Source organism: Paraburkholderia domus, from assembly GCF_905220705.1.
GTDB classification, from domain to species: Bacteria; Pseudomonadota; Gammaproteobacteria; order Burkholderiales; family Burkholderiaceae; genus Paraburkholderia; species Paraburkholderia domus.
Map to the genome: position 1 here is coordinate 227467 of NZ_CAJNAT010000009.1, position 7383 is coordinate 234849.

General features: G+C 59.8%; 5 protein-coding genes. 2 read left to right on the forward strand and 3 right to left on the reverse strand.

What is annotated here, in order from left to right; genetic code table 11:
- Complete coding sequence (locus KHO31_RS18595; protein WP_236071305.1) at nucleotides 1–1017, reverse strand: PadR family transcriptional regulator; 1017 nt, start codon at nucleotides 1015–1017, stop codon at nucleotides 1–3.
- Nucleotides 1018–1231: 214 nt separating this feature from the next.
- On the opposite strand from KHO31_RS18595, the gene KHO31_RS18600 reads away from it, so the two are divergent.
- Complete coding sequence (locus tag KHO31_RS18600) at nucleotides 1232–2101, forward strand: NmrA family NAD(P)-binding protein (protein ID WP_201122830.1); 870 nt, start codon at nucleotides 1232–1234, stop codon at nucleotides 2099–2101.
- 150 nt (nucleotides 2102–2251) lie between these two features.
- Nucleotides 2252–3904, forward strand: a complete 1653-nt coding sequence (locus KHO31_RS18605; RefSeq protein ID WP_201085032.1) for an FAD-dependent oxidoreductase — start codon at nucleotides 2252–2254, stop codon at nucleotides 3902–3904.
- A gap of 62 nt (nucleotides 3905–3966) precedes the next feature.
- Here the strand turns inward: KHO31_RS18605 and KHO31_RS18610 are convergent, their stop codons facing one another.
- Together KHO31_RS18610 and KHO31_RS18615 are read right to left on the reverse strand one after the other, a co-directional pair.
- Nucleotides 3967–5391 (reverse strand): cytochrome P450, encoded by a 1425-nt coding sequence (locus KHO31_RS18610; RefSeq protein ID WP_211623884.1) that lies wholly within the window; start codon nucleotides 5389–5391, stop codon nucleotides 3967–3969.
- 375 nt (nucleotides 5392–5766) lie between these two features.
- Nucleotides 5767–6822 carry a pyridoxal-phosphate dependent enzyme gene (locus KHO31_RS18615; RefSeq protein WP_201085034.1) on the reverse strand — a complete coding sequence of 352 codons (1056 nt, stop codon included), beginning with the start codon at nucleotides 6820–6822 and terminating at the stop codon, nucleotides 5767–5769.
- Between the last annotated feature and the right edge of the window lie 561 nt (nucleotides 6823–7383).

The following is a 7383-nucleotide window of genomic DNA, read 5'->3' on the forward strand; positions in this document are numbered from 1 at the left end:
TCAGGCGGTCGGTTCGCCGCTGCCTTCACTGCCGGGATTGCGTTTGCCTTCGATTTCATTGGCCGCGCGCATCAGGATCGCGGCGATGCGGCGCTGTTCGGCGGCCGGCACGTTGTCACGGCGCAGGAGCGCATGCTTCAGCGCGCGGCGCGCTTCGCTCAGTTCGGGCAACCAGCCGCCTTCGCTGATGTCGGCCGGCTCTTCACCGGCAAACGCACGGCGCACGGAATCCATTTTTCGGGCGATATGTGTCAGCTTGGCGAGCATCAATTCGACGCGCTCGCGGTTGGCGGCCAGGTACTCGCGGCCCGCTTCCGACAGTTCGTAGCGCTTGCGGTTGCCTTCGAGCTGCACGGTCACATAGCCCAGTTCTTCCAGATACGTGAGCGCCGGATAGACCATGCCGGGACTCGGGCTGTAGAAGCCGTTCGAACGCGTTTCGAGCGCCTTGATCAGTTCGTAGCCGTGGCTCGGCTGCGCGTCGATCATCGAGAGCAGCAGCAATTGCAGGTCGTCGGAGCTGAATTTGCGGCCGCGCGGGAAACCATCGCCGTCGCCACCGAAGCCGCCCGGGCCGCCGCCGCCGAAGCGTCCACCGCGGCCGCCGCCGCGATACTCGTCGTGGCGGCCGATCGCGTGCCATAGTGCGTGCAGGGAGAAACGGTCGTGGCCGTGGCGGCCAAAGCGGTGGTCGTGGCCGAAATCGCCGCAGTCGTCGCGTTCACCTCGGTCGCCATGGCCGCGTTCGTCGCCGTGAAACTCGTGTCGGTTGCCGTGGCCACGATCATGGCCGTGGAACCCGTGCCGTTCTCCGCGGCCGCGTTCGTCGCCGTGAAACTCGTGCCAATCGCCACGTCCGCCGTGACGCCGTTCGAAACCTTCACCGCGCGCTTCGTTGCCGAGCTCGTAGTGACGGGCAAACGCATGCCAAAGCGCATGCAAAGACGGGCGGTCATGCCCTGCGAAGAAACCTTCGTCCGCGCCACGCGAACGGGAAAAACGATGTTGATGACGCATCTTGGGTACTCCCATTTGTGTCTTAAGATGTGTCGTAAGATATATATCTAAAGATAGTTTGTCAAACTCATTTTTTTGCATCGCAAGTCGCCGGAAGACGCTTTACATGCCATCGAGTCATGAATTAAATGACATTCATGCTCTCGTGAAATCGCCAGGAAGCGCCGAGAATCTCACTCAACGCGGCATTGGCCGTGTTCACGGAGCGACGGACATGTATGCAATTACGGGTGTGACAGGGCAGGTCGGTGGCGCGGCGGCGCGCGCCTTATTGGAGGCGGGGCATGCAGTGCGCGCCGTCTTACGCGACAAAAGCAAGGCCGCGGAGTGGCGGGAGCGGGGCGCCGAAGTGGCGGTTGCATCTTTCGAAGATGCGGACGCACTCACCGCGGCGTTCAGCGGTACGGCCGGCGTCTTCGTGATGGTGGCGCCGAACTTCGCGCCGCAGCCGGGTTATCCGAACGCGCACGCAGCGGCGGCGGTGCTGAAAGAGGCGCTGTTGCAGGCAAGACCTGAGCGCGTCGCGGCGTTGTCGTCGATCGGCGGGCAACGGGAGTCGGGTCTCGGTCTCATCACGCAAGTGCATATTCTCGAAGGAGCGCTCGCGGATCTGCCAATTCCGACGGCGATTTTGCGGCCCGCGTGGTTTATGGAGAACTCGTTGTGGGATATCGCGCCGGCACGCGAAACGGGCGTGATGTCGAGTTTCCTGCAACCGCTCGGCCGTGCGTATCCGATGATCGCAACCGCGGATATCGGCCAGGTGATTGCTGAAACGCTTGCTCAGTCGTGGCAGGGTCGCCGCGTGATCGAGATTGAGGGGCCGCGGCGCTATACGCAAGATGACATCGCCGCGATGCTCGGCGGCCTGCTCGGGCGCTCGGTAAAGGCTCAAGCGGTGCCGCGCGATCAATGGGAAGCGCTGTTTCAGTCGCAAGGCACGGCTTGGCCCGCGCCGCGCGTCGAGATGATCGACGGCTTCAATTCAGGATGGATCGATTTCGAAGACGGCGTGAACGAGCGGGTGATGGGCAGCACCGCTTATCAGACGGTGCTGGCGGAGTTGGTCGGGCGTGCGGGCTGAGCCGTAACAGCGCCGTGCCGGTTCTGTACCTGGGTGGGAGGCGTAGCGCTGATTTAGACCGGGGAAGTGGCTCCAGCGAATAAACATTCGCATTCGAAAGTCATATACTGGCTTGATCTGCCTGCTATCTCTCTCGCACGGGACGAAGCCATGCTGACACGCGACGACATCCGGGCGATTCCGCTGTTTTCAACACTCCCTGACAACGAACTGAACCATCTCGCGCATACGTCGGCAGACCTGCATCTGTGTGCGGGTGAATTCGCGGTTCATGAAGGTGGGGAGCGCGCGCTCTATGCCGTTCTGGCCGGCAAGATGGAAGTCGTCAAGACGTTCGACGGTATCGAGCGCACGTTGGGCTGGCGTCTGCCCGGAACCATTTTTGGCGAAGTGCCGCTCGCGCTGAGTTCGCCGTTTCCAGGCGCCTATCGGGCCGCAGAGCCGTCGCGTGTAATGCGCGTGGACGCTCAGCATTACTATGTACTTGCCGCCGCGTCGCCAGAAATTGCATTCAAGATGGGCACCCTTGCGCGCGAGCGTATCGGAGGGCTGCAAGGCCTCTCCGCCGAGCCGCCCAAGCCCCGCGTGACCATGATTGGAAGTCGCTGGGACAACACTTGCACCGCGTTGCGCCAGTTCCTCGCCCGCAACCAGATCAGCTATGACTGGATGACGCCGGATGCGCCCGAACTGACGACGCGCTGGCCTGGAACCCGTCCGTCAGAGGAGGATTGCCCGGTGTTGCGGCTGGTCGACGGAACGGTGCTGAGCCGACCTGCGACACGCGAGCTTGCTGGGTTGCTGGGTCTGCAGACGCGGCCGCGCCTCGCCGAATACGACACGGTGATCATTGGGGGCGGCCCGGCCGGTCTCGCTGCGGCCGTGTACGGTGCATCGGAAGGTTTGCGTACTATGGTGCTGGAGCGCGAAGCGCCAGGCGGGCAGGCTGGGACATCTTCACGTATCGAGAATTACCTCGGCTTCCCCAACGGCGTGTCGGGAGACGAACTCGCGAGCCGTGCACTGCAGCAGGCAAGTCGGCTCGGCGCAGAGATTCTGGTGACGCGGTCCGTTGTTCAAATCGATGTCGACGGGCGTAACGTTCACCTCGACGGAGGCGACGTCATCCGGGCGCGAACGATCATTCTCGCGACAGGCGTCACGTGGCGCCGCCTCTTGATCGACGGCTTCGACCGGTTTATCGGTAAAGGAATTTACTACGGCGCGTCACGCAGCGAGGCGAGCGCTACTCACGGACTCGACGTTTATTTGATCGGTGGCGGAAACTCGGCCGGCCAGGCTGCTTTGTACTTTGCCAATCATGCGCGCATGGTTACGCTTGTCTTGCGAGGCGATTCGCTTGAGAAGAGCATGTCTCGCTACCTTGTCGAGCAGCTTCGCGAGAAGTTAAACGTAGCAGTGCAACTGCGATCGGAAGTAGTCGGTGCATACGGCGATACCCATCTGACCGCGATCGATATACGCGATGGACTGAGCGCAGAAGTGCGTCGGCACGACAGTGGCGGATTGTTCGTGTTCATCGGCGCCGATGCAGAGACCGAGTGGTTGCCGACGGAAATCGCGCGCGATGCGCGCGGATATGTTCTCACCGGTGACGACGTCGTCAAGGCAGGACGCTGGTCTCATAGCCGGGATCCCTACCTCCTCGAATCGAGTGTTCCTGGCGTGTTTGCCTGTGGGGATGTGCGATTGAGCCCGGTCAAGCGCGTCGCTTCAGCGGTCGGCGAGGGCAGCATGGCGATCGCGTTCGCCCATAAATATCTTCAGCACGACGCCGGATAGGACTGGGTGCGATGGTGAGGTGTATGCGTGTTTGTCGTGCCTCCACGAGTGCCAGCGGACATTCACGGCCGTAGGCAAAGTCGCACTGGCATTCCACTCGGCACCATCGTAAATGCGGTCACCTCCCGAATAGAACTCATATCGACTGCAAGCCGCGAAACGAACCCGGCCGATAACATCGAAATGACAAGCCGCATTTCGACCGTCGAAAGATGCCGACCAGGACATACCCGCGGTCCCCCGCCAAACTGCAAATGCGCACGCGTCTCGTGCGCCCCCCGCTGCGGTGTTCGTTCATGCATCCAACGCTCCGGATCAAATTTGTCCGGATGCTCGAAATTGCTTGCGTCGAGCATGGGGGGGCGCGTCAAGAAGAACATTCTGGAACCCGCAGGCAAGTGAATCCCGCGATGCTCGACGTCCTGCAGCGGCTCAAATGCATGAATGGGAATTACGGGCCTGAACCGACTCGCTTCAGTGCACACGGCCTCGCACAAGTCGAGCGTCTTGAGTGTTTCGTAAGTCGGGCACACGCCAGCGGCTCCCAACACGGCGCGTGACTGGTCTGAAACCCGACTCTGCAACGTATCGTCGGAGCTCAGATACAAAAGCGCCCACGCGATCGAATGCGCCGTGGTGTCTTCACCCGCGAGCAACATGGTCAGCACGTTGGCCGCCACTTGGTCATCGGTAATCCCAGAGCCCGGTGTGTCGCGAAACTGCAGCATGGCTTCGAGTAAATTGCAGGGTTCGTCATGAGGTCTGTCTCGAATGCGCTCGCGCGCACGATTGATCGTCAAGCGCACGTAGCGATGCACTTCGGCCAAGGCGTGATCGAGCCGGTGATCTCGTGGCAGTTTGACGTATCGCCAATAGGGGAACGGGGCGTTTATCCGGTTCATTAGCATGGGAAAAATCAACGCCAGATGTTCCTGAATGACGTTGCCGTCCTGCTCCAGGGTTCCGGGATCGTCGCCGAACGCGAGCGCGCTGGTGACATCGACCGTATAGCGTTTGAGATCTTCAGTCATCTCGACCACGCGGTTACTACGCGCCGCACGTTCCCACCGTACTCTGAGACGCTCAGTGATGGCCGCCATGGTGGGATAGAACGCCTTGATATGCGCTACGGAAAGGGCCTGCATCACCAGCTTTCGTTGCGGCTCCCATGCGGCGCCCTCGACTGAGAACACGCCGTTGCTACCCATCTCGTCAAGATTCTCCTCAATCGGCGAATACCGCCGATATCCGTTTGGTCGCTCGCGCATAATCGAATGACACAACTCCGTGTCGTCCCAGACCGTCACAGGCCGTGAGCCGATCTGAAAACGATAGGGTGTGCCAAGCTCCCGTGCCCACCGCTCGAGAATGAGATGCACGCGCGATGGCGTCAACTGGTGCGCATTTCCAATCAGCGGGAGGCCTCGAGGGGCCGGAAGATCGGAGATTTCACGTAACTTCAAGGTTCCTGCCGACGTAATAGCCATGTTCCATCTCCGTCAGGAAACCTTAGCAAAGGTATGAAGATCGTCGTCGTTTTGGCGACATCGCACCGTCAAAGCATAGGTCATGCGTCGAGTTGCAGGTCTCTCCTACGAGCCTTTATCTAATGCGTCTACGCCTTTCTACTTCGCCGCCGACGCCACATGAAGATTCAAACCGATGTATGAAGACGTTGACGAATAATGGCAGACCGGACATTCTTCCTTGCGCGCGTCAACCGTTCAGGCGAGGGCCATGGAGATTAGCTGAAGCGGACCCACTGATTTTCGGCGTCCAGCAATTTTCGGAAGAACAGAAATTAAAAGCCTGGTCCGGAGTAACCAGCACCAGATATGGCTTCACTTTACGGGTCCATGGCCTTATTCATAGTCACGGATCCGGGACGGCATGAGGTACCCCGATTGCTCGCCATTCAGCACCGAAGCCAAAACACGCATATCAATACCGCCGCCCGTCAGTACAGCGGCAATGCGCTTGCCAGCAAAGTAAGGATGGCGGGCTGCGGCAAGTGCGACTGCACCCGCGCCCTCGACGACGAGATGATTGCTTTTCTCCAGGCACCGGATGGCTTCAGCCGTATCCTCAAGCGTTGATACGACAACGCCGTCCACCAACGCGTTGAGGTATGGCCAATTTGCATCGAGCACAGTCGATACACCGATGCCCGAGACCATTGGTGTCGAGTCGACTGGAACTTCGACGATAGCGCCAGCCGCAAGAGAAGAATAGAAAGGAGCCGCTGCCTCGGTCTCGCACGCATACATTTGTGCGCGGGAGCCCCAACGCATACATGCCAGCGCAATGCCTGTTATCAGTCCTCCGCCTCCGAAAGGCACGAGTATCACGTCGACGTCTGGCAGGTCCTCCAATATCTCCTGTCCGATAGTCGCGTCTCCAATGACGACATCGCGACATGCACATGGATGCAGAAACGTACCTGTTTCGCCAGCAGGTGTTTCACCGCACAGTATTGCCCACCATCTTTCGTAGTCGACTTCAATCACCCGGGCGCCCAGCGTGCGAAGTGCCTCGATCTTGCTCTTCGCTGCTGTATCGGTGACGTACACCCTGACGTCCGCGTCCCGAACCCTCGTTGCTTCTGTCACCCCGAGGGCGAAGTTCCCGGCGCTCGCCGTATAAACACCGTTCGACAGTTGATCTTGAGTAAGTCTGGATACTGCATTCAACGCGCAGCGTATCTTGAACGATCCTCGCGGCTGAAGATTCTCAGGTTTGAGAAACACGCTTCGATCTGTGGCTGCTGCGTACGCTAACAGTGGGGTGCGGACGACGGTTCCCCGGATCGACTCGGATGCGCGCTCAATGTCGGCCCGGGAGACCTCTCCCAGATAGGTTGAGCCGACGCCGCCTTCGAGCGGCTTGCGCGTATGGTGCAGGGTGCCCGCAATGCTCATGATGTCCTCGCGTTTGCATACGTTGAAGAGGTTGGCACGTGCAGAAAGGGGGCAGGTGAATCGCAATCCATGCATCCATGCTGCTCCCCGGTCTCGGAGGAGGTCGCTCAACAAACCATACTGGACGTTTGTCGACGGGAGCCAAGCACTCTTTCAAGTGTCGTGCCGCCTTTTCACTTGTCTGACCGTAGATGCGAATTCGGGCTGGCGCAATGTACGGCGACCAGATGTATTGAGGCTCTGGCCGTCACCTATACTCAGTGTCGTTGACACGGCAGCGCTCGCAGGATTTTCGATGGGAGACATGGGTGAGCAATTCCATACTCTTAAACGGTGAGACACCTTTAAGCGGTAAATGTCTCGACAACACTTTCGGAAATTTTCAAGCTAGTTGTCGCCTCAACGAATAAATTTCAGGCGGCCTTTCTCTCCTGGTTAGGGCGTTGCGGGGCGACATCCTGGTTGTCAATGCGATCCGGGTTCAGATGCACGGCATCTACACGCTGCCAGTTTCGCGTGCGGCCCTTCCATCGAAGCGGATTGCGCTGCCGGGCGGTCTTG